The organism is Paenibacillus sp. W4I10 (assembly GCF_030816325.1).
GTDB classification, from domain to species: Bacteria; Bacillota; Bacilli; order Paenibacillales; family Paenibacillaceae; genus Paenibacillus; species Paenibacillus amylolyticus_B.
Genome location: NZ_JAUSXX010000001.1, coordinates 3,104,943 through 3,128,791 on the forward strand (window position 1 = coordinate 3,104,943; position 23,849 = coordinate 3,128,791).

At 49.1% G+C, this 23,849-nt stretch carries 20 protein-coding genes and 1 pseudogene; 8 read left to right on the top strand and 13 right to left on the bottom strand.

Annotation, left to right across the window (positions count from 1 at the left end; genetic code table 11):
- Window positions 1–26: 26 nt before the first annotated feature.
- From pyk to QF049_RS13805, 7 genes are all read right to left on the bottom strand, one after another.
- Window positions 27–1,454 carry a pyruvate kinase gene (gene pyk, locus QF049_RS13775; RefSeq protein WP_017689492.1) on the bottom strand — a complete coding sequence of 476 codons (1,428 nt, stop codon included), beginning with the start codon at window positions 1,452–1,454 and terminating at the stop codon, window positions 27–29.
- Between the two features lie 105 nt (window positions 1,455–1,559).
- The gene (locus QF049_RS13780; protein WP_307538095.1) at window positions 1,560–2,591 is read right to left on the bottom strand and encodes an acetyl-CoA carboxylase carboxyltransferase subunit alpha; all 1,032 of its coding nucleotides are present in this window, start codon (window positions 2,589–2,591) and stop codon (window positions 1,560–1,562) included.
- Window positions 2,592–3,485 carry an acetyl-CoA carboxylase, carboxyltransferase subunit beta gene (accD, locus tag QF049_RS13785; RefSeq protein ID WP_307538098.1) on the bottom strand — a complete coding sequence of 298 codons (894 nt, stop codon included), beginning with the start codon at window positions 3,483–3,485 and terminating at the stop codon, window positions 2,592–2,594.
- A 63-nt stretch (window positions 3,486–3,548) separates the two neighbouring features.
- On the bottom strand, window positions 3,549–3,683 hold the full coding sequence (locus tag QF049_RS13790) for a hypothetical protein (RefSeq protein WP_263364222.1): 135 nt from the start codon (window positions 3,681–3,683) through the stop codon (window positions 3,549–3,551).
- A 207-nt stretch (window positions 3,684–3,890) separates the two neighbouring features.
- A complete protein-coding gene (locus tag QF049_RS13795) occupies window positions 3,891–4,079 on the bottom strand; it encodes a hypothetical protein (protein ID WP_017689496.1) in 189 nt (62 codons plus the stop codon).
- A 284-nt stretch (window positions 4,080–4,363) separates the two neighbouring features.
- Complete coding sequence (locus QF049_RS13800) at window positions 4,364–4,855, bottom strand: phosphatidylglycerophosphatase A family protein (protein ID WP_036609851.1); 492 nt, start codon at window positions 4,853–4,855, stop codon at window positions 4,364–4,366.
- A gap of 206 nt (window positions 4,856–5,061) precedes the next feature.
- Window positions 5,062–9,207, bottom strand: coding sequence for a DNA polymerase III subunit alpha (locus tag QF049_RS13805; RefSeq protein WP_307538101.1), 4,146 nt, complete (start codon window positions 9,205–9,207; stop codon window positions 5,062–5,064).
- A gap of 269 nt (window positions 9,208–9,476) precedes the next feature.
- Here QF049_RS13805 and QF049_RS13810 point away from each other — a divergent pair, with 269 nt between their 5' ends.
- The 3 genes from QF049_RS13810 to QF049_RS13820 all read left to right on the top strand — a co-directional run bounded on the left by QF049_RS13810 (window position 9,477) and on the right by QF049_RS13820 (window position 10,740).
- On the top strand, window positions 9,477–9,806 hold the full coding sequence (locus tag QF049_RS13810) for a YtrH family sporulation protein (protein ID WP_026081169.1): 330 nt from the start codon (window positions 9,477–9,479) through the stop codon (window positions 9,804–9,806).
- A 21-nt stretch (window positions 9,807–9,827) separates the two neighbouring features.
- Window positions 9,828–10,316: a sporulation membrane protein YtrI gene (locus QF049_RS13815; protein ID WP_017689500.1), complete on the top strand. Its 489-nt coding sequence runs from the start codon at window positions 9,828–9,830 to the stop codon at window positions 10,314–10,316.
- Between the two features lie 82 nt (window positions 10,317–10,398).
- Window positions 10,399–10,740, top strand: a complete 342-nt coding sequence (locus QF049_RS13820; protein WP_150365730.1) for a YtpI family protein — start codon at window positions 10,399–10,401, stop codon at window positions 10,738–10,740.
- 145 nt (window positions 10,741–10,885) lie between these two features.
- Here QF049_RS13820 and QF049_RS13825 read toward each other — a convergent pair whose 3' ends face one another.
- The 3 genes from QF049_RS13825 to QF049_RS13835 all read right to left on the bottom strand — a co-directional run bounded on the left by QF049_RS13825 (window position 10,886) and on the right by QF049_RS13835 (window position 13,383).
- Window positions 10,886–12,220 (bottom strand): DRTGG domain-containing protein, encoded by a 1,335-nt coding sequence (locus QF049_RS13825; protein ID WP_036609860.1) that lies wholly within the window; start codon window positions 12,218–12,220, stop codon window positions 10,886–10,888.
- A gap of 211 nt (window positions 12,221–12,431) precedes the next feature.
- Window positions 12,432–12,716: a hypothetical protein gene (locus QF049_RS13830; RefSeq protein WP_085981456.1), complete on the bottom strand. Its 285-nt coding sequence runs from the start codon at window positions 12,714–12,716 to the stop codon at window positions 12,432–12,434.
- Window positions 12,717–13,035: 319 nt separating this feature from the next.
- Window positions 13,036–13,383: a YlbF/YmcA family competence regulator gene (locus QF049_RS13835; protein ID WP_036609862.1), complete on the bottom strand. Its 348-nt coding sequence runs from the start codon at window positions 13,381–13,383 to the stop codon at window positions 13,036–13,038.
- 236 nt (window positions 13,384–13,619) lie between these two features.
- Here QF049_RS13835 and QF049_RS13840 point away from each other — a divergent pair, with 236 nt between their 5' ends.
- The 5 genes and pseudogenes from QF049_RS13840 to QF049_RS13860 all read left to right on the top strand — a co-directional run bounded on the left by QF049_RS13840 (window position 13,620) and on the right by QF049_RS13860 (window position 19,982).
- Entirely contained in the window at window positions 13,620–14,987 is a 1,368-nt protein-coding gene (locus tag QF049_RS13840) for a YheC/YheD family endospore coat-associated protein (RefSeq protein ID WP_074094376.1), read from the top strand.
- A 49-nt stretch (window positions 14,988–15,036) separates the two neighbouring features.
- A complete protein-coding gene (locus tag QF049_RS13845) occupies window positions 15,037–16,227 on the top strand; it encodes a YheC/YheD family endospore coat-associated protein (protein WP_307538106.1) in 1,191 nt (396 codons plus the stop codon).
- Between the two features lie 60 nt (window positions 16,228–16,287).
- A pseudogene (locus QF049_RS13850) lies at window positions 16,288–17,662 on the top strand (YheC/YheD family endospore coat-associated protein).
- The gene (locus QF049_RS13855; protein ID WP_307538108.1) at window positions 17,662–18,768 is read left to right on the top strand and encodes a YheC/YheD family endospore coat-associated protein; all 1,107 of its coding nucleotides are present in this window, start codon (window positions 17,662–17,664) and stop codon (window positions 18,766–18,768) included. The pseudogene QF049_RS13850 and the gene QF049_RS13855 overlap by 1 nt, the downstream one beginning before the upstream one ends.
- Before the next feature lie 35 nt (window positions 18,769–18,803).
- Window positions 18,804–19,982 carry a YheC/YheD family endospore coat-associated protein gene (locus QF049_RS13860; RefSeq protein ID WP_307538110.1) on the top strand — a complete coding sequence of 393 codons (1,179 nt, stop codon included), beginning with the start codon at window positions 18,804–18,806 and terminating at the stop codon, window positions 19,980–19,982.
- A 66-nt stretch (window positions 19,983–20,048) separates the two neighbouring features.
- Here QF049_RS13860 and QF049_RS13865 read toward each other — a convergent pair whose 3' ends face one another.
- From QF049_RS13865 to QF049_RS13875, 3 genes are all read right to left on the bottom strand, one after another.
- On the bottom strand, window positions 20,049–21,971 hold the full coding sequence (locus tag QF049_RS13865) for an alginate lyase family protein (RefSeq protein WP_307538113.1): 1,923 nt from the start codon (window positions 21,969–21,971) through the stop codon (window positions 20,049–20,051).
- The gene (locus tag QF049_RS13870) at window positions 21,968–22,303 is read right to left on the bottom strand and encodes a cupin domain-containing protein (RefSeq protein ID WP_307538115.1); all 336 of its coding nucleotides are present in this window, start codon (window positions 22,301–22,303) and stop codon (window positions 21,968–21,970) included. The genes QF049_RS13865 and QF049_RS13870 overlap by 4 nt, the downstream gene beginning before the upstream one ends.
- 68 nt (window positions 22,304–22,371) lie before the next feature.
- Window positions 22,372–23,769, bottom strand: a complete 1,398-nt coding sequence (locus QF049_RS13875; RefSeq protein ID WP_307538117.1) for an ABC transporter substrate-binding protein — start codon at window positions 23,767–23,769, stop codon at window positions 22,372–22,374.
- Between the last annotated feature and the right edge of the window lie 80 nt (window positions 23,770–23,849).

The window sequence follows — 23,849 nt, forward strand, 5'->3', positions numbered from 1 at the left end:
CTGTTGCTTCTCCATCCAAGACGCGATTAAGCGTTGTTTGGAATTTGGCTTACTTTAATCAGGTTGGTAGAACCGGAACGACCCAAAGGTACACCTGCTGTGATCACAACCAGGTCTCCTTCTTTAACAAGCCCGGATTTTACGCCGCCTTCAATTGCGTTTTCGAACAAAGCATCCGTGGAATCAACCAGTCTTCCTTTGACAGGAGTTACACCCCAAGCCAGAGCCAAACGACGGGAAGTTCTGTCTTCCGTTGTCACAGCGATGATTGGAGATTCTGGACGATACTTGGAAATCATGCGTGCAGTGTGTCCTGATTCAGTCGAAGTGATGATCGCTTTTGCGTTCAAATCTTGAGCTTGGAGAGCAACCGATTGGCTGATTGCTTCTGTAACTGTTGTTTGTTGAGCAACACGTTGTTTCAGGTACAACTCTTGGTAAGGCAGAGCAGATTCTGCTTTTTCAGCAATACGGGACATAGTCAGAACAGATTCAACTGGGTATTTACCCGCAGCTGTCTCACCGGACAACATGATTGCGTCCGTACCGTCGAAGATCGCATTCGCCACGTCACTTGCTTCCGCACGTGTTGGACGCGGGTTACGCTGCATGGAATCCAGCATTTGTGTAGCTGTGATAACCGGTTTACCTGCAACATTACATTTTTGGATCATGCGTTTTTGTACCAATGGTACTTCTTCCGCAGGAATCTCAACACCCAGGTCTCCACGAGCAACCATCAGGCCGTCAGACACTTCAAGGATTTCGTCGAGGTTATCGACACCTTGTTGGTTTTCGATTTTGGAGATGATTTGGATATGTCCAGCATTGTGTTTTTCAAGCAATTCACGAATCTCAAGTACGTCACTTGCTTTACGTACAAAAGAAGCCGCGATGAAATCGACACCTTGTTCGATACCAAATACGATATCGTTAGCGTCTTTTTCGGTGATACCCGGCAGAGAAATGGCAACGCCCGGAACGTTAACACCTTTTTTGCTTTTGATCGATCCGCCGTTAACGATACGACATTTGATCTCGGTGCCTTGCACTTCCACCACAGTCAGTCCGATCAGACCGTCGTCGATCAGAATTGTAGATCCCGGTTCAACATCATTCGGAAGATCTGTATACGTAATGGAAAGACGTTCTTTGGTTCCCAGAATTTCTTCTGTTGTCAAAGTGATGTACTCGTCTTGAACCAATTCGATTGGTTCAACTTCGAGTTTACCTGTCCGAATTTCCGGTCCTTTGGTGTCCAGCAGGATCGCTACTGTTTTGTTCAACTCTTCGCATGCTTGGCGAATCGCAATGATCCGTCCGCCGTGCTCATCGAAATCACCGTGGGAGAAGTTCAGACGGGCCACATTCATACCGGCCATAATCAATTTTTTGGTGTTCTCCAGAGATTCACTGGATGGACCAATGGTACATACAATTTTCGTTTTACGCATTTTGGGTTTCCTCCGATTTTAAAGGTATTACTCTTTATCTATTTTTCTTTTTCCAACTATTAAATTTACTATACTTTTGCTCATTTGTATAGGAAATTCGTCACATTATTCAGCATTTCCCGACAAATTACTCGCAACATCGACTTCTACAAGCTCTTGAGGGGCTTCAATGGATGCTTGAGGTTCAAACGTGACCGATCCAATTTTACGGAATTTCTCATAACGATCCTGTTTCAGCTGCTCACCGCTCCAACCCTTCATATCGTCGAGATGACGGACCAAAGCTTCACTGATGAAAGCAGCAGACGCTTCATAATCCCGATGAGCACCGCCGCGTGGCTCAGGGACAATCTCTTCAATGACTTCCATCTCCAGCAGGTCTTTGGCTGTTATCTTCATTGCTTCAGCCGCCTGATCTGCCTTGGATGCATCCTTCCAGAGAATCGAAGCAGCGCCGTTCGGAGAGATTGCAGAATAGATCGCATGTTCCAGCATTAACACACGATTACCCACAGCCATAGCGAGGGCACCGCCGCTTCCACCTTCGCCGATGACAACAACAATAACAGGAACCGATAGCTTCGCCATCTCCATCAGGTTGCGAGCAATCGCTTCCGATTGACCTCTCTCTTCTGCAGTATTACCCGGATACGCCCCTTTAGTATCAATAAACGTAATAATAGGACGGCCAAATTTGTTTGCTTGTTTCATCAGACGAAGTCCTTTTCGGAATCCTTCTGGATGAGCACTACCGAAAAAGCGGGCGATATTATCCTTCGTGTCTTTCCCCCGCTGTTGTCCGATTACCGTTACTGTCTTTCCATTCAACTTGGCAAGCCCACCAACAACCGCAAGATCGTCTCCGAACATGCGGTCACCATGCAGCTCAATGAAGTCTGTAAATATCAGCTGGATCAGGTCCAGCGCCGTTGGGCGCTGCTGATGACGGGCCAGATGCATTTTTTGAGCTGCTGTTATGCCAGTGTAGATCTCTTCTTCAAGTCTATGGTAACGTTCTTCCAGGCGGGCAATCTCGTCCGTAAAGTCGATGCCTTTTTCCTGTCCAAACTGTACGAGTTCATCAATCTTTTTGCGCATCTCAACCAGAGGCGCTTCATATGGCAACTCACCCGCCATTTAGACCCCTCCTTTTTCACTATGCATATCCAAAAGCTTGCCAAGAGTGGCCCGAAGCTCTTTCCGGTGGACAACCATGTCCAACTGACCGTGCTGCATATTAAATTCAGCCGTCTGGAAATCATCAGGTAACTTCTGACGGATGGTCTGTTCGATAACGATTCTGCCGGCAAAACCAAATACAGCGCCAGGTTCGGCAATATTAATATCGCCCAGGCTCGCAAAACTTGCCGAGACTCCACCTGTCGTTGGGTCCGTAATGACCGAAATGTACAGCCCGCCCTGTTCATCCAAACGGGATAAAGCTGCGCTTGTTTTGGCCATTTGCATGAGGCTGAGAATACTCTCCTGCATCCGGGCACCACCTGATGTTGAGAAAATAATCAATGGTAACCGTTTCTCTGTGGCATGCTCAATGGCACGGGTAATTTTCTCCCCTACAACAGAACCCATGCTGCCTGTGAAGAAATCAAAGCTCATGACAGCCACAACTACAGGCAGGCCATCAATGCTTCCTTCCCCCGTAATTACAGCTTCCTTAAGACCTGATTTCAGGCGTTGTTGTTCCAATTTGTTGCTATATCCAGGAAAGCCAAGTGGATCAACCGATATCATATCAGCATCAAACTCAACAAATCCTTGATCATCAAGTACCATAGCAATGCGCTCCATAGCGTTAAGACGCATATGGTAACCGCAGGCAGGACATACTTTCAGATTTTTCTCCAATTCCTTGCTATATTGAATGGTGCCGCATTTGCTGCACTTGTTCATAAGCCCTTCAGGTATTTCACGTTTTGGGCGTTCTAGGACTTCCTGGCCTTCGCCGGGAAGTGCACGCTCGGAAGGTATGGTAGCGTACTTCCGTTTCTTCTGGAATATATCTTTGAACACAACTACACCTCTCCAGCCGTTGATTTGATGGCCGCAACCTGCAGAGCGCTGCTTGTGGCAGCTTCATCCGCGTGCTACGGTAAACCGCTTACGACCCACACGCTGCCATGGGCCTTGTCCAGCATTCACAACAAAAAAATCCGCCGGTATAGGGCAAGGATCACCGGCTTCTGTCAGCACGATTGATGTTACCTGCAAAAACCGAAAGATTGTTGCGCCGATGTTTGAATCTATCTTGGTAGGGTCTCCGGGAGCAACCAGGTCGGTCCTTGTCCTAACAAAAAAAGAAGGAAGGACAGCAGCATACAATACATGCAAGTCGATTCCTCTCTCCGCTTACGCGATTAGTCCCTTATGTACCGATGGTACTTCTTCATCTGCCAAGGCACGTCGATGTCGAACAAATCAGGAATGCAGAATGGAATTCAGCACTTCCTGGACCTCTTCCAATTCCCCAGAAGGGACGCGAATCTCAAATTGCTGCTTGGATAAACTGATGGGACGGGTCTGTACCAGAAAACCTTCTTCCGAAAGCTTGGTCTTGATCTTGTCCGCAACCTTTGCTGTCGGTGCAATGTAAATCACCGTCCACATGCCTTGTCCGCCCCCTAAGCTAATGTTCAGAGCCCGTATATTGGACTAATGATAACATACCTCACTTTTTTTCTGCAAGAAAGGGTTCGGGACCTTTGGGGAGAATTTGGGATCATGAGGGACATTAGTCCCCCACGAATAACTCATATGGTTGACGAAATCTTCTTGTTCTTACCTCTTCCATAAGCAGCCGCAAGCTTATCAGGGCAGCGTCAGCCGCCCTTGAAGACCTTCATATGAGCCATTAGATTGACCATAACAGACAAGCATGGAAATACAGGGGGTTAAAGGTCTGAGGGGTATTTTTTGGCTTTAATATTTTTGTGTGCAATCCGGGCAGAAGCCGCAGCGGCCACCCCTGCGACCAGATCATCCAAAAAGACATGAATGGCTGTTGTGTGTTCGTTCAAATCATGAATTACACCTATTTTTTCTTTATCCAGGTAACCAAAGCTGGTTAAACCGATCATACCATACACATGAGTAATGCCGAGGGCCAGAGTCTCGTCCACTCCATACAGGGATTCATCCGCTTCCATAATAGCCTGTAACGGTTGGGGCAAGAGTTTTTTCTCCGCAAGTTCGTCGAGAGCAATACCCGTATAGAGCGTATATTGCACCTCTCGTTTCTGCAGAACGGATTTCACGCTGGTTACACAGTCGTCCAAGGTCAGTTCGGGGTGGTACCCTTTTTGCAGACGGTATACAATTGCTGCGATTGCATCAATCCGTACACCCCGCCGGGCCAGCATGGCTTCTACGATTTCATATGACATATCTCGACCTCCCGCATCAATCCCCCGAGGACCGCGAGGTCCTTCGGTGTTCTCAAGTGTATGCAGCAACCTGTTAAAATGTTCATAAAATGTACGGATGGTTGAAATCAGCAACCGCGCTAAAATAATCACAAAAAAACCTGTTCAGCATTGAGCCAAACAGGTTTCATACTATGGATAAGTGCTATCACTTACGGGACAGCCTCTTATTTAATTTTGACTGTACCTTCACCTAGCATCTTCTCCATATCGGAGAACAAGGTTGGTGATGGCTTAATCCGGTAGGCATCACTCAGCGCAAGCAGCTTCTGCTGCTGCTCATAGAAGAGCACTGTCGCCACAGGTCCGGGATGCTCCTGAAGCAGTTGCTTCAGTCGTGCCAGAAGCTCAGGCTTCTCCGCATGCGGGGCAATCTTCACGAACACCCGCTGCTCCACGGCCCGCGGTTCGCGGCTCTGCGCCGGGCTGCCGGCCGCCTCAGCGGCACCGCCAGGCCGGGAAGCCGCCGCCGTGGCTGCGCCATTACCCGCCGCATCGCTGCGCGTCGCTGCCGAGCCTTGGCTCCCGCTGCTACGCACAGCGGAAGCATCCCCGCCTGCGCTGCTGCGCTGCGCTTCGGCTCCTGCGCCCGCTGGCCGCCGCGGCGAAGCCGCCTGCGCCGGGCGCGAGGAGCTAGCGCTACCGGGCTTGCCGCGCCGGTCGCGGCTGCGCAGCTGCTGCTCCAGTGCCGCCGGTGACAACGGCACCACTTCCTCAGCCAGCAGCTTAAACCCTTCGTCCTGCTGCTGCACTTTGGCACGCACGACGAGCAGTTCACCTTTCCCGACATGTTGCTGGCTACGCCGCCATACCTCGGGAAAGAGAACCACTTCACAGCGTTCAATCTGGTCTTCCAGCTCCATGAACGCCATCGCCTTGCCCTGTTTCGTCGTGATCGACTTCACGGACACCACCATACCCGCGGCGACGGTCATCGTGTCGTCTGCAGCCTCGGTCAGCTCCATGATCCGGTCAGCCCCACTCGATTCCAGCACATCTTCATAGTCATCCAGCGGATGCCCGGAGAGATACAAACCTAACAACTCACGCTCCAGCTCCAGTTGCTGCCCTGAGGAATAAGGAGGAATTTCCGGGTATTCAATCTCCCAGTTTGGCGTCTCAACAAAGTCGAACAATTGAATCTGCAGATCCTCACGTTCCTTGCGCCATTTCAGAGCCGCCTCAACAGTCTCATCCAGCATCGCCAGCAATTGGGCCCGGTGCCCAGGTAATGTGTCAAAAGCTCCGGCCTGAATCAGCGATTCAATCACACGTTTGTTGCATACACGCAGATCCACACGACGACAAAAATCGAGCAAACTGTCGAACGGTCTCTCCTGCCTTACGATCATAATGCTTTCCATTGCCTGGGTACCGACATTTTTCACAGCGGCCAGACCAAATCGTATTGCACCCGTTAATTTTTCCTCATCTTCATCCGCATTTGCATTAGACACTGCATCGTTTTTCTTCACAGAGGACAGTTCACCTTGCTCATTGTGCGAAGAAGACACCTCTTGTCCTTCGTTGTTACCATTTTCCATTGAAGAAGCCGTCACCAATCCCGGTTCCTTCCGGTTGTCGGATGCCTCAGGTATGGATGTTGCTGCCTGCCACTCATATTCACCACTGTCCTCTTCCGGTCCAGGACCGGGATCATCCGGCAGAGGTGCTTCACCATATTCTGCTTGTCCTGAATGCCCATCATCCTCATGAACGCGATCTTCCCTGAAGGAACTCCCGTTACCATTCGCGGCATGTTCTTCGGCAGGGCTTCCGGCGTCACTCTCTGCATCTGCTCCCGTAGTCTGCTGCGATGCCTTACTCTGATCTCCGGCTCCTGCGCTGCCGGACGGCACAAATACAGGTGTAAACAGAATTCCGCTCTCATTCACATCCGGAGGAAGCACCTCCATGTCCATACGCCGACATTCCACCACATACTCTGCCACTTTCCGATGACTGCCCATTACGGCTGTTAACATGGATGCCATAAAATGAACAGGATAATGCGCCTTCAGATACGCCGTCTGGAACGCAAGCACACCATATGCCGCGGCATGAGCACGCGGGAAGCCATAGTTGGCAAACTTGACGATCATATCATAGACCAGGTCTGCCTCTTCTTCGCTATACCCTTGTTTCAGGCTGCCTTGTACAAAGTGTCCACGCTCCAGATCCAGCACTTCCCGTTTCTTCTTGGAGACCGCTCTGCGGAGCAAATCTGCCTCACCCAGCGAGAAACCCGCCATCCGGGAGGCTATCTGCATGATCTGTTCCTGATACACGATGATGCCGTACGTATCTTTCAGGATAGGCTCCAGATCCACATGGGGGTAATCCACTTCAATCTGTCCATGCTTGCCCTGGATGTATTTGGATATGAACTCCATCGGACCCGGACGGTACAAGGCAAGTACAGAGATTACATCTTCAAAACTACTGGGCCTCATCTCTTTAAGCACACGGCGTACCCCGGCAGACTCCAGTTGGAATATGCCCATCGTGTCCCCTCGCCCAAGCATCTCGTACGTTAACGCATCATCATCGGGGATAAGACGGAAGTCCGGAATTTCTCCATGTTCTCCAATCCAGCGTACACACCGCTCAATGATCGAGAGGGTACGTAAACCAAGAAAGTCCATCTTAAGCAACCCGATCGACTCCAGATTTTCCATGGAATACTGGGTTAACGCTGTTCCTTCACTGCCCTCCTGAAGTGGCACCGCATCCGTCAGTGGATCACGGGAGATGACCACTCCCGCTGCATGCGTCGAAGCATGACGTGGCATACCTTCGACCTTCATCGCCATATCCAGCAGCTCACGTGTCTTAGGCTTGGTTTCATACAGCGCCTTCAGTTCAGGTGTAGCTTCCATGGCCCGCTCAATGTTAATGCCGAGCTGCGCCGGAATCAGCTTTGCAGCCTTGTCCACTTCGCCATAAGGCACATTCAGTGCACGCCCCACATCACGTACAGCTGCACGGGCAGCCATTGTTCCAAACGTAATAATCTGGGCGACATGGGCTTTGCCATATTTATGCGCGACATAATCAATGACCTCATCCCGCCGCTCATCACTGAAGTCAATATCAATATCCGGCATGGAGATCCGCTCGGGATTCAGGAACCGTTCGAAGAGCAGGTTGTATTTCATCGGATCAACATCGGTAATATGCAGCGTATACGCTACCAGACTACCTGCCGAGGAGCCCCGGCCCGGTCCAGTAACAATGCCTTGCTTATGCGCATAGGCGATAAAATCCCAAACAATCAGGAAATAATCCGAGAACCCCATGCTGTCGATCACACCGAGCTCATACGCCAATCGTTGTTCGAGTTCGGATCGAAGCTCCGCATCTGTCCAACGTGTGGACTGCGCGTAACGCTCCTCCATTCCTTCTTCGCACAGTTGACGCAGATACTTCGAAGGACTGAGTCCATCGGGAAGAGGTCTATATTCAGGCAAAATCGATTTGCCAAATTCCAGTTTCAACTCACAAGATTCCGCAATGCGGACGGTGTTGGCCAGAGCCTCGGGCACATGAGGAAACAAACGAGCCATCTCTTCTTCACTTTTCAGATAGAGCTGATTGGTTCCAATTCGGAGTCGATTCTCATCATCCACGGTCTTGCCCGTTCCGATACAGATTAGCACGTCCTGAAGCTCAGCATCCTCTTCCGAAAGATAATGCGCATCATTGGTCGCTACAAGCGGAATCTCAAGTTCAGCCGCCAGTTTGATCAACTGCGGATTTACCCTTTTTTGCTCGGAAAGCCCGTGATCCTGAAGTTCCAGATAAAAGTCAGCACCAAAAATATTTTTGTAGCGTAACGCCGCACGTCTTGCCTCTTCTTCTCGCCCATGCAGCAAATGTTGTGGTACTTCACCACCCAGACACGCGCTGAGGCAGATAATGCCCTCGTGATGGGCAGCCAGACTTTCCATATCTACACGGGGTTTGTAATGAAAACCCTCGAGATGTCCAATCGAGCACAATTTCATCAGATTACGGTAACCCGTCATATTTTTGGCCAGCAAAATCAAATGATGAATCGGTTGATCCTTGCGGCTTCCCCGCTCTTTGCGGGACCCTGCTGTCATGTATGCCTCGCACCCTATAATCGGCTTGATGCCTCGCTCCATGCATGCTTTATAAAAAGGAATTGCACCATACATCACGCCATGGTCGGTCAGCGCAAGTGTCGTCATTCCGAGATCTGCAGCCTTATTCACGAGATCCGGAATACGCGCAGCGCCGTCCAGCAAACTGTATTCGCTGTGAACGTGCAAATGCACAAAAGAACTCATGTTTTTTTTCTTCCTTTCGCCGCAGATAGTCGCAGCATCGATCTTCTGATCCGTCTGCTACCCTATCTATCTCATATATATATGAATTAAATAAATAAAAAATGGAATCTCCTTATTAGATTTCGTGACAACCTCTTAAAAGGAGACTTTATTATTCTATTTTATCATAACGTTCGGGGGCACGCCCATACAATAGAAGTACAAGCCGCTCCCCCTGTGACAGACCGAAGACAGGAGGTGTGCTGCTAGGTCTGAAAGGGGTGTTGCCAGTGAGCACATTTTTGTCCAAAGCCATTCTTGATTTCTTTATTGCGTTTGGAATCGTGCTGGGCGGCGCGATGATCGGAGGTATTGGAGCAGTGATCTCTCTTCAGCCTCCGACACAGACGATGCTCGATATTTCTGGAAAAATAAAGATATGGGCACTCGCAGCCGCTGTTGGCGGGACAATAGATCCCATGCGTGTCATCGAGAGCAATTTCCTGGATGGTAACCTGTCTCCGGCGGTCAAACAAATCCTGTATCTGATCTCTGCTTTTATGGGCGCGCATATGGGAACCGAGCTGGTGAAATGGGTGTGCGGCGGAGGCCGGAGCTAATATGAGACAGGAACAGCGTTCATGAGAATTCCGCCATTTTCCCGTTACCGCCCGCTGATGCGAATGACCGCTGTGTTTGTTCTGGGAATGATCGCTGGATGTGTCGTCTACAACGGCGTATTTCACCTGAGTTACAATGCGTTGTGGCTGAACAATCAGGAGCTGCAGCTTCAGCTGCATCAGAATGAGGAGGATATCAAAACGCTGAAAAAATACAGTAAACGCCAAACCGTTATCAAGGAAATCAAGGTCCGTGCAGAAGAATCGGATAAGGGGCCAGATGAGGCTTCTCTGAAAGTGATGTTACAGAAGCTCGGAGACGAACTTGAGGTACTTCGGGGCAGAGATGTATTCAATATCGATGAGTATAGCAAAATGACGAGAATCATGCTGAATCAGAAAGTGTACTCGGTCAGGGAAAAGGAGTACACCGTTCAGGTCAAAACGATGCTGGTTATGGAAGGCGTACTGCAAGTTTGGGTACAGATTCGCATGCACGTTCCTGCGTAACAGCAAAAATCTGCCCTTGTCTGCATCTCTCCATGGTACAATAAGGGCAGTAAATGCTTTCCAGAAAAGGAGCTGCGTCTTTGTGTTCATTGATGTACTCAAATATGCTCTAATTGCCATCTTTGCTGTTGCCATGGTTTTTGCAGCGTTGAACAGTATTCGTTCACACAGAAGCTCGGATGCTGCCAGCGCCGGTCTGTACCGTTCGTGGACAAATATCTGGATGGGTGGCATGCTTGTTGTGCTTGCGCTGATCCTGATGTTTGTCTTCACGGGTTCCACTTTATCTGTGGTTGTGGAAGCGCTATTTCTGATTATGGGTGCGTATAATGTATTTGCCGGAATACGTAACCGCAGTTATTATGCCCGGCTTCAACAACGATCCAGTAATGGATCAGGAAAAACTTCCGGACAATCTGCATGATTTGTTGAAGCGCTATGGTTGTGTTTGCAAAAAGAGAGTACTTCCCCTTCGTTAAGCTCTGCCAGAACCGCGCGACAGCGCAACCTGGCAGAGCTTCTCGATCAGGGAGTACTCTCTTTGTTTATGCCCGAGTCAACGTACCCTGCTAGGCATGGTCAATCGACTGCAATGTCATTACCGCTTTGCATACCACACTGCCTTCACGGGTAACCACAATGTCCATTTTGCACGTTCGACGACTGGTTTCCAGAATTAACGGTCGAACCAGGATTTGATCCTCAATCTGTACCGGTCGAACAAAATACGTCGTTACATTATCCACCACATGGTCGTTCCCTGTAACATCCCACGCTGCCCGCCGGCCAGCCTGTGTCATCACATTCAACAGAACACCTTCGGAGATCGTACCCAGATCCGTTGCCATCTGAGGAATGATGAATCCGTGAAATAACAGTTCGTTCTGCTCACCGCGCTCCTCGGCAAACCCGTTCCAGATCAGATGATCAAACGTCTCTCCCAGTTGTGGCTGCTTCTGTGCATCCCGCATGGCCTGAAGCACTTCCTTGCGTGTGACGGACGCAATCAGTTTGCGGTTCCGATCCACGATTGGCAGAAAATCGATGCCTTCCCAAGTCATAATCTGGGCAGCAGAAGCAAGAGATGTCTGCAATGAGGCCGTAATCGGGCGGCGTATCACACATTTCTCAATACTTTGATCTTCTTTCAGCTCACTGACATCCTTCAGACTCACAATGCCGATGACCCGGTTCCATTCATCCACCACCGGGAAGCGGTGTTCACCCGTCTCCGAAACCAACATATGAAAATCTGCGGCTGAACTGGTGACCTTCAATACCTGCAAGCGAGGTTTCTGACCAATGATATCCTCAACAAGCATAATTTTTTTCTTAATCAGCCGATCGAAGATCGCACGGTTAATCATTGAAGCAACTGTGAATGTATCATGTCTGGATGAAATAATCGGTAGCCCAAGCTCGTCAGCCATAATTCTTACTTCACGACTTGTCCCAAAACCACCCGTAATCAACACGCCCGCTCCCTGTTCGAGGGCAAGCGAGTGAGCATCTTCACGGTTACCTACAATCAGTAGACTCCCAGCGTCAATATAACGGGCCATTGCCTGTTCTTTCATCGCACCAATCACATACTTGTGCAGCGGTTTGGCGAGACCTTCGTTCCCCCCCAGCACATGGCCTTCCACAATGGTCACAACATCAGCAAAGGTCAACTGTTCCGACATGCCCCGAGGTCTCTTCTCGATCCGCACCGTTCCAATTCGTTCCTTGGTCACGACCAGCCCGAAGTTCTCCGCCTCTTTCACCGCACGATATGCTGTCCCTTCACTTACACCCAGCTCCCGCGCAAGTCCACGTACTGATATTTTGCTGCCAACCTTCAGTTGTTCAATATGTTGAAGTAACTGTTCATGCTTCGTTACGTTCTCTTCCTGTCCGTCCAACTGTACCACCCCCGAAGATGCATCTGTACTATACTGTATCTATTATAACACGGCTTTAGGAAAATAACCCCACCCCTCCCCCATTCTCATAGGCAAGTTCGCCATCTGAATTTAATCATCTGATTAACCTCTAATTCTGTATGTACCAAAAAAGACCGGCCCCCTTGTGTTAAGGGATTCCGGTCTTCCATGTTGGATCTCATACTGTACCTTATACAGACTCGCTCCGCTCCTGCTTGTCCAGCAGTTTCATCTCCCACTGCCGCAGCTTCGCCCGGCGAACGGCTTCCAGTGCACGCTTCTTCTCTTCATCTACACCGAGAATAAAATGCAGATGTGCACCAACGATTAATAAAGAGAACAGCACCCATACGATGCCAAAAATATTAACCCAGTCCATTCCTCCAGCAAAGGAAATCCGCGGCAGTGCAATGACCAGCATCGACAACGCAATAAGCAGATAGATCACATGTTTTGCTTTTTTCAACCTCTTCACCATTCACAGCTCCTTCGTTCTTGATCGACTCTATATGTCTAGTCTATGAACGATAAGGAGCTAATATGAAAGGTTCAGGTAAAAAAACAAGACAACCTTTTAGTACGTGTTCAAAAAGATCAGTTTTCAGTACCGAGAAGATGGAATGAAGCTAGAAATGGAGTAGCGGAGCGTAGGACAACTACGTGAGCAACCGCAATGTTTCCGCAGGAAACAACCTTCGTAAGCCCACACTTATTTCGGCTGAATTTCATATTCGATGCTGATGATGCCGCTAGGCACCATTCGTAATCAAAAGTGGACTTTTTGAACTACCTTTTTACGCTTCAGCGCCACCGTACAGATGACCCAGACTATCAGCAATAATTTTGTTCACGTCTTCAATGATGACACTGAGGCGACGCTCCGCATCAAACAAGCGACGGATGTTCAGATTCAAACTCAGTACTTCAAACAGTTTCTCCATTTTCTCCATCTCATCCGGAGCTGGCATATCCCCGCTCATCATACGTTGTTGCAATTCCATTTGTTGATCACGGAAGTTATCCAGCATTGCTTTTGCATCCGGATCAGCTTCAATCAGCTTCATCGCGGAAGTAATCTCTTCCACCTCGCTGCTTTCTCTCAGTGCTTTGGCCAAATCATTGGCTTTGTCATAAATGTTCACTATTATTCCTCCTCAGATTGGTTTGTTCATCCGTGTTAATACACGCTTTTCTTCGCTGTCAAACAAGGGCGATCTGAAACAGGCCATCCATAACCTGCCTCGAAATCAATGCATTTAATCCATATGGGTCAATCACCAAGGGTTATATGTCCTCATATGATGAAGCACATGCCATGTTCAGATGCCGTTCAACTTCGAGATCAGACATCAAGTTGCCGCCCGGAAGGAGATCCGTGATGTCCACTAAAAAAGTAACGATTCAGGTTACCGGCTCGGGCATCCTGCAGGACGACGTCATCATGCTGGGCGAAGGGGTGCTTAAGGCGCTTAAAATCCCTTCAGGAAGGCCGCTTCAGCTGCAATTTGGCTCTTTCCGCCGCGAAGTCACTGTTATTCCGGTACCAAGGTATGACGGACTGCGCATCAATCAGACAGTTGCCAGCAAGACCGGTCTCGTTCCACGTTCGGTCCTGAGGGTATCCTATCGTTCAGCCAGCCGTACGCTTCGCCTTGGCCCCTACATCAGTGTACTGGTTAGCCAGGATTATCCCGATCAGCCCGATCGGCCCTTTGGCTCCATCACGATGTTCTGTCAAGAACTGGTGAACGCCTGCCGTAAGCAAGGCGCCTATGTATCCTTTTTCACACCGGAGGATATTGGAGCGGTAACGGGTTATATGAAAGGCTGGGTGTATGATGACGGGTGGAAAAAGACTGTTCTGCCTGTAGCAGACGTCGTCAATAACCGGCTAACGTCCCGCAAGCTTGAGAACAAACCTAGCGTACAGCATTTTATGAAAGAAGTAAAATCGCTCTACGGCACGCAAACCTTCAATGAAAAGTTTCTGGACAAAAACGAAGTGTTTGACGCACTCAAGTCCATTTCAACGCTTAAACGAGTTCTTCCCGAGTCTCATTTACTCAAGACGTCCGCCATGCTCAAGACGATGTGCAACCGACATCCGGTTGTATTTCTGAAGCCCGTACGCGGTTCTTTGGGCAAAGGGATCATCCGGGTCTCACGTCAGACGGACGGAAGCTTCCTGACTCTGGCGACTGGCGTCGGGGGTACCCGGAAACAAACGTATACTTCTCTGGATAAACTGTATGCCAGTATGTCTGGGAAAATGAAAACAACGCGTTATCAGATCCAACAAGGGCTGACTCTCATTGACAACAGTGGCAGACCCGTGGATTTCCGTGCGCTCGTGCAAAAAAACCGTACAGGTAAATGGAGTGTAACCTCCATCGTCGCCCGGATTGCAGGCGGGAGTCACTACGTATCCAATCTGGCACGGGGTGGAAGTCTCAGCACCGTCAAGGATGCTGTTGCCAAAACACAGTTGTCTGGATCAGCCAAAGCTTCCGCGTATGCAGGATTGCACACCGCAGCACTGGATATCGCAAAAGGGATCGAGAGTGCCATCCCTGCTCATTTTGGTGAACTTGGTATTGATCTGGCTCTGGACACCACTGGGCGCGTATGGCTGCTCGAAGTCAACTCCAAACCATCCAAGAATGATAATACACCACTGAGTGAGAGCAAAATCCGCCCTTCCGTCAAAGCCATGCTTGAATATTCTACGTACCTGGCGGGTTTTTGAAAAGTTGTTCCTTATTGGAACAAATCTGATAGAGGAGAGGTGCAGCGTAATGTTTCCATCATCTCAGACCAAGACATTGGCCATTCTGGTACGTGCAACCGAAGGCTCACCTCCCTTTACAGATGAACTTTTCTGCCGTCGTCTCAGTTTGGGGAGTATGCGATACGCCCTTCAGATTATTGTGATCCCAATATCGAATGATGCAGTCCATCTCCCTCTTCAATGGGGATATGCCTACCATCAAGGGAAGTGGAATTCGGTACCTGTTCCTGCAGTCGATCTCATTATGGATCGTTGTCTTCGCCCTATCTCCAGGTACGTCAGACAACAGCTTAAGGAATGGATACCAACCAACGGCACAGATCAACACCGTTATTGGTCTGCTTCCCTTCCAGGAAAATGGGAGGTACATCGTGTGTTGTCCCGAAATCCTGAATTGAGGTCACAGCTTGCTCCCACAACCCGGATAGGATCGCATATTCCTTGGGAAACATGGCTGGACCGTTGGCCCAAAGGACTGTTCTTCAAACCGGTATCCGGGACTCATGGCAAAAATACCTTTCGCCTGTCTCAGGGCACGACTCCATCAACATGGATCGTGGAAGGGCGTAACGAGGACAATGAACCCTTTTTTCTTACATTCAACCATACCCAGGCTGTATCTTCCTGGCTAGCATTACATCAGGCTGAGCGTAAGATGATCGTGCAGCCATATCTGGAGCTTAGCCATCATGGAAGAGCATTCGACATACGGGCTCTAATGCAAAAGAATGGGCAAGGTCGCTGGACTCTTACCGGATGTATGGTACGGGAAGGACCCGAAGGTTCACTCACGTCCAATCTTCACGGTGGGGGTAAAGCATATCCTGCCCACGCATATCTGCTCCAGCGATATGGAACGATCCGCACGGAAACTCTGCTGAAGAGCATCCGGCAGACTGCTACTCTTATCCCCACCCTGCTGGAAAGCCGTTTCGGCAGGTTAGCCGAATTGGGGCTTGATTTCGGAGCAGATGCAGAGGGCCAACTCTGGCTAATTGAAGTCAACTCCAAACCAGGCCGCACCTCATTCGCAGAAGCGGGCGACCGACGCATGCATACCCTGACTTATACCCGGCCGCTTGCCTATGCCCGTTATCTGTTGCAACAACATGTTCTCACGGACGTCATTCGTCCAATGAAATTGCCGAATACATCCAGCAAAGCTGGCCTGAAACCCATCCCGATTCACGGCGGCTGAGGCCCGCAGCGCCCGCTTGCCATGGAGCCCAAGGATCTTTTCAGGATAGGAGGATAAATCATGAGTTTGACCTTTTGCAATCTGCATTTCACCAAGCAACCGGATAAAGTGGTTTATGTATCCAACGCTTTAATGAAGAGCCTCAACCTGTCCGGCAAAAAAACGGTGCACCTTCGCTTCGGGCGTGACCGGGTACCTGCAACGATCAAACCAATCAAAAAAGCAGGTAAACATCTGTATCTCGCTTCAGGTATCCGTAATATGATGAACGTTCCCAAACGGGGCAGTATTTATCTCCGGAATTTGCAAAATGATGAGGTCCAGTTAGGTCCACTGATCGGCGTACTCTCTGATGGGCCTGCGACGAGCACGAATCCATTCGGTTCCCGTACTGGTTTCATTAAACAGTTACTCCGTGAGGGCAGCCGAAAATCCTATATTTATGCCTTTACTCCCCGGGATATCAATTGGCAGAATGAGACGGTATCCGGTTTTTTTCTGAATGATAACGGAAGCTTTACCCGCAAAACGGTACCTCTGCCCGATGTCGTCTACAACCGGTTACCAAGCCGTCGTTCAGATTTCTCACCAGCCATTAACCAACTGCGGGAACGATTTATCCGTCGGAAAATTCCTTTTTTCAACTGGAGCTTCTTCAACAAATCGGATATCTATACATTGCTGGAGAATGAACCAACAGCCGGAAGGTATATCCCTGAATCAATTACCAATCCGTCCGTTGAACAGATGAAGGAAATGTTGGAACGCCATCAGTTCGTCTACTATAAGCCTACTGCAGGAAGTCTGGGGAACGGGATCTATCGCCTGACTTATTCGCCCAAACGTGGATATTTCGCACGTTATCGCAAAAAAGGCGGTAATGCACTCCTGCGTTTTGGGTCCTTCAACAGTCTGATGCGCATGCTTCAGGGAAGACATGGCAAACAGCTACGCGGATATGTAGTTCAGCAGGGAATACGTCTAATTGAGATTGATGAATGTCCAATTGATTTCCGTTTTCACATGCACAAAAATGGTAACAATCAATGGGTTGTTGTCGGGATTGGAGCCAAAAAGGCAGGACGTGGCAGCGTCACAACACACATCAAAAATGGCGGCTCCCTAATGACTCCTGAGCAGGCGCTCAGTCGCAACTTCGGCGATCGTGCGGGAGAAGTTCTTCAGCATGCCAAATCCGTCGCTATTACACTGGCCCAGGCGATTGAAACCCAGCACCAGCATCTGATTGGTGAGATTGGCTTTGATCTGGGCATTGATCAGGAGGAACATGTATGGATGTTCGAAGCGAACGCCCAAACCCGGGCGCTCCATTTTCCGTCACCCTTCACTCCGGGTGGAGGGCAAATCGTCGGTGGAGCACATCTTGGAACACTGCCTGTATTTGAGCAAGTTCCGGAAGAAGGAAGAAATTTGATGAGCCTTCATGATGATTTCAAACCTGTCATTGCTGTTTTGACCATGCATGATAAACAGCGCATGTTCAGGGGAAATCATCAAAATTTTCAGGATATCTTACAGACAGGCGAGAGCATGGGATACGTGGTGTACATTGTGACTGTAAGGGATCTGAACGTGAGTGGTCCCACCGTGAAAGGATATACGTACAACAAGGGGAGTGGAAAGTGGGTTTCACAACCTTTCCCCCTTCCCCATGTTCTGTACAATCGTATTCCCAACCGGGAAGACGAAAGAAAACCTTCCGTTCAGCGCAAAATTGACGAATGCATGCAATCAGGAATCGAACTGTATAACCCATTCTTTTTCAACAAATGGGATCTGTTCGAATGGCTTAAGAAGTCCAAATCGACTCAGCAACTGATCCCTTATACTCGGCGGATGCGAAGTGCTTCTTCTCTGGGTGCCGTTCTACGGGCGTATCCCTATCTGTACCTTAAGCCCGAGAGCGGCAAAGCTGGCAAAGGAATCATGATGCTTAAATTCCAGGAAAAAGAACGGCTTCCCTATCGACTCAAAATACAAACCACACGTAGAAGCACGACCTATAAAACATCTACACTTGCCAAGTTATGGGCACGAATTCGCAAAGAAACCGGACATACGCCCTATATCATGCAACAAGGCATTGAATTGGCCTCCTCTCGTAAACGCCCCTTCGATCTGCGTGTTCTTGTACAAAAGAACACCAAGGGCCAATGGAGCGTAACCGGTGTAGGAGCGAGACTTGCTGGCTCCCGCAGCATTACAACGCATGTACCGCGCGGCGGGAGCGTAGAAGACCCTGAGAAGCTGCTGACCGAGCTTTTTGGCGAAGAAATGTCAACAACCCTGATGAAACGTGTGAAATCCACTTCATTAATGATCGCAAGACAGGTAGAACGGGGATCAGGTTACACGCTCGGAGAAATGTCCATGGATCTGGGCATTGATGACCTGGGGGAACTCTGGTTCTTCGAAGCCAACGCAAAGCCCATGAAGTTTGATGAACCACAGATCAGACGGCGGTCATTGGAACGTATATTTCACTACAGCGCTTATCTTGCCCGTCAGTCCAAACGATGATAGACAGGAATACTGCAAAAAGAAGGTGATTGTTTGTGTCCTCACCTGTTCTGGGCATTATGACGTTGTACTTAAATGAACATCGCGCTCTTGAAGAACGAAGCGTCTATCGCAGAATGATTCTTGAAGGGCGCAAGCGGGGACTCGATATCTATGTATTCACACCAGCCGACGTACACCCCGGCGGCAAACAAATTGAAGCCATGGTTTTTCATGAGGGAAAAGGCTGGTCCAGGGAGTGGCGATCATTCCCGGACCTGATCTTTGATCGCTGCCGGATTCAGCGTAACCGAAGGTTCCAGCAATTGCTTGCTTTTCGTGAGAAATATGGGCATCTGCTCTTTCTGAACAGGCCACTGCGCAATAAATGGACCATCCACCAGACCCTTTTACAAAAAGCAAACTTTCGTGAACACCTGCCGGAAACCGCTCTATTTCAGGATATGTCCGATGTAAACCGGATGCTCAAAGTTTCTTCTCTGGTCTATCTCAAACCCATTAATGGAACAGGCGGACGTGGTATTCTGCGCATTGAACGCAGCAGTAGCGAGGCTAATACGGTGCTTGTTCAGGGGCGGGATCAGAAGCGTCGTATCATCACTCCACGTAAAGTTCATTTATCACGACTTGGCGCGTTGCTCCAGCACTGGAACATGAAAGACAAGTATCTTGTACAAAAGGGCATTCAACTTCAGCTTCCGAATGGACGTGTGCATGATTATCGCATGCTCGTTCAGAAGAACGGTGAAGGACAATGGGAGCTTACTGGATGTGCTGGACGCATGGGTGCAGAAAAAAGCGTGACCTCCAATCTGCATGGCGGCGGTCAGGCAATAGCGATGAACCGACTCATGAAGCAATGGATCGAAGATGACGACCTCCGGGCAGAAATTAACACAACTGCAGAAACGTTTGGCATTGATGTTGCTTCGTTTCTGGAAGATACGTATGGGGACCTATGTGAGCTGGCGCTGGATTTGGCGATTGACAGAAGCGGACGTATCTACCTGCTTGAAGTTAATCCCAAACCTGCGCGTGAAGTATTCGCTCGCATCGGTGAGCGGGACATCTATTATAAAGCCATCACTCAACCGCTGGAGTACGCCTTATGGATATATCGTAACAGACCTCCCGGAACGTCCAGAAAGCCAGCCATTCCTAGGCCCGCTTCGCAAAAATCCGCCAGAGTAAAAAGAAAAAGGAAAGTCAAATGAATGGATAAGACAAAGCAGGAGTGTATGTTCGCCAAGTGCGAGCATCTGCTCCTGCTTCACTGTTTTTTATTTCTGTTCTTTCGTCCATTGCAGTGTTTCGTTGTCAATCACAATATACCCTTTTTCCTCACCTTGCACATAAGATAATGCCAATCTCATCAGGTCAGGTTCCAGTTGGCATGTGGTAACACGTGTAACCTGGTCTGTATGATCCGCGGGCAGGCACAACGTCAGAATACCCACTTTACCCGAGAAATCAGTCTTGCCCTGGATGACCGATGTTTCCGACTTGGAACCATACACCTCAGATACCCAGCCGGGCTGCTCCGTCAACGCGAAGGCTCCCTTCCCTATGCCTGCCGTAACCCATTGCATCGTCAGCGTTATGGAAGATGCCTCATAGCTCATATCCGCCATCATTTCTCCAGCTTCATTGATCCTCAACACAATATCCGCTTGCGGATGCAGGTGAAAACGTTGCTCCAAAGTATGCTCTGCTTCTGCCTCCAGCCAATCCACAATTAGTAGTATAGGGGTTTCCACCCCTGCCAGCATCCACCGACGATGTGTAACTGGATCTGACAAATGCGTATAACCATCCTGCGAAGCATCAATGAAGTGATAGCTGTCATTGCTCTCCCAACGTAACGTTGTGACCTGAGCCTCCGGTTCACCCCATTGCTGTGTGGAGAGATAAGGTGTCTGATCCAGACCATCCACCGTGACGGTATTGTGCGCCCGCGTACTTTTGAAGTACCGACGCCATTTCCCTTCTTCATACGTATAACGTCCGGTGTCCGTGAAGAAAAGCTGGTTCTTCCACATCCACTCCACATTCAGCGCATCCGCATGTCCGTGTGCTCCGCCCATGGCAGCCGCATCAAAAAAAAGATATTGATACTTGTCCCTCATGACATAATATCCTGTCTGCGGGAAAGCTCGGGTCGACAACGCCGGAGAAGAAGAAGCCTGTAGTCGGAGACATCGCTCATATTTCTCCACACCCAGCAACCAGAGACACTCCGAGCTTTCCGTTCCGCGAGCCATCAAATCAGCATCGTCCAGGATCGCGCCAAGCAAGGTCAGTCGTTGTCGTCCATCGCCAATCCAATCCGAATCACCAATACCGGTAGACTGATGATCTGGTCGGATCAGCGCCTCGGTGAATGCAGTCATTTGGCGCAGACAGCGGGCATACCATGCCGAGAAAGGATGCCCTGAAATCTCGCCCAACCGATAAGGCGTGCCAAACATCTCGATGCTGGCATTGTGGTAATGTGTTGTCAGTTCAACCTGTATTCCTTCTTCACCCAACTGATGCAGCAAACACAGCTCAAGACGTTCCATCGCCACTTGACGCCAGTATGGACTTCGCGGGTGCTGGTGGTAGAACGTAGCAATCATGAATAACCCTTGCATATGCATAATGGCATGATTGATTTCCGTGCTGCCGAGGTAACGGGTCAAAAACTCGGCGTGCTCGTCCAGACCTTGTCGAAACTCCGCCTGAAAGCCTTCGTCTATCAGTGAACTCGCTTCCATATATTTATATGCCGATATCCAGGACTGTACACGTAGTCCCGTCTCCAGCAGGCGCCACGGACCGGGTTTTTGAAAGAACACAGCCTCGTCGTAAACCAGATTTACAGGTACCGGGTTTTGCTGTCTCCAGCTACGGAAGTGGTCAATAAATGCTGTTACATATAGCGGATTGCCCTTCATCAGATACGCCTTGCCCAGATCGAGCATATGCCAGTGTCGATTGATGCCCCATGTGAACTCCAGATCATTGGTCGGGTTGTGAAGCCAGTCCACAGGTGTCCCCATCGGAATCCAGCGATTCAGATCGTTGGTATAAGGAACGATAAATTCATTCAGGATGGCACGATTGGCAATCGTGAGCGAATTTCGGGCTTCTTCCGGAAAATGTTTTTCATAATATTGGGCAGCCCGTTGCAGATCCGTTGCCGAAAGGTAAAAATCGCTCATTGGGATGCCTCAAGGAAATCCTGACGGAACGGGGTAAACACATCCAGAATGACGGAGTCCTCCAGTGCCTTGACCCCATGCGGGACGTTAAAACCGGCATAAAAGCTGTCTCCTGCTTTTAAGATGCGAGTTTCTTTACCGACCTGAACCTCAAAGCTGCCTTTGACGATATAACTGACCTGCTCGTGCGCATCATGAGAGTGAACTTCTCCAATACCACCCTTAGCAAAGGTAACCTCCACCATCATTAATGTACCGCCCATACCCAAGATCTTGCGGGAACTCGTTTCGTTCACGATATGTGCATCGATAGACGCATGATTAATAATCATTTTTCTTTTCCCCTTTCCTTGTGAATAAGCGACCGAAGTAGTTAAACCACGGCCGCTATGAACGTTTATTAGTCTTCTGTGGACAATTTACCCTGAAGTTTGGAAGAATCAAACGATGGATCAGCAGTTATGTTGGTCAGTCCTGCTGCTTTGGTTTTCTCCAGAGCTGCATTGTACCTTATATCCAGATCCTTGATCACAGCATCGAGATCGCCACCCGTGAATACAAAGATTGAAAAAGCCTCACTCCATTTGGTGCCTTCCAGTGAACTCTCGGTTACCACACTTGGATTTGCCGGGAAAATGGCATCATAACGTTTGGGCAGGAAACCTTCAATGCCCGGAATGCTTGGTTTTTTGTCAGAGCTTAATACAGCAGGAATCAGTGAGATTCCGTATCCTTTTTCGTAATACTCACTCTGAAGATCTGTGCTGTACACATACTCCATAAACTTCCATGCCGCTTCCTTTTTGGCAGAATCTGCATTGATGCCGATGTAGGAGCCCCCGATGACTTGTGAAGCGCCCTTGATCGTTCCATCATTTGTTGGCACAGGAGCCGCTGCCCAATTTTCTTTTGTAGGAAACTGATCTTTATATACACCTGGTTCACCGGAGTGGTTAATGTACATTCCGATTTTACCTTGAGCAAACTGGGCTCTGAGCGGATCGATGTCCAGACTTTCAACCCCTGGCAGCATGCTGCCATCCTGATTCATCTGACGAAGCGCCATTGCGATATCCTTGTACATCCCAAAATCAAATTGGCCTGTCTTGTAGTTGTAACCATCAATACCAACATTATTGCTTGCACCTGCAATTGTATTGGCTGCTCTCCAGAAACCGCTGCTGCTCTTGAACGGACTGGCAAAGCCATAAATGCCTTCACTTTTACCAACTTCGGTAATTTTTTTGGCATCCGCAACCATCTCAGCCAACGTTTTTGGCGGACTCTCGATCCCTGCCTTTTTAAAAATATCCTTGTTATACACAAGCCGCCAGACCTGCCCTGTATTGGGGAGGGAATATATTTTTCCATCAATCGTGTTTTTATTTTCAATCAAGCTGTCTTTAAACACGGCCTTCATCTCATCACTCATATATCCATCGATCGGGGCGAGATACCCCTTCTGATAATATGTCTGAAAATCATTAACTTGCAGCACATCGGGTGCCTGCTTGCTGGCAAAAGCAATATCGACCGCCTGTGGATAGTTGTCCCCCATCACGGTCATCTCCACTTCAATGTTGTCCTTGTTCGTCTGGTTGAACTCATCGATCTTGGATTTCATAAAATCAGCATCATGGCGGTCCGGTGTCCAATATATGATTTTGGTTTTCCCTCCGGCATTCTCCCCGCTGGTCCCCGATTCGCTATTTGCCGAAGTACCACTGTCAGCAGAACAACCTGCCAAACTTAGCGCCAGCAATGCACTTAGCGTAGTCACCATCCACTTTTTAACCATTGATATGCCCCCTTATGCTTGTCTGGACAACCCGTTTGGTTATCCGTTAACGTAATGATAATCGCTACGCTTTCATGGAG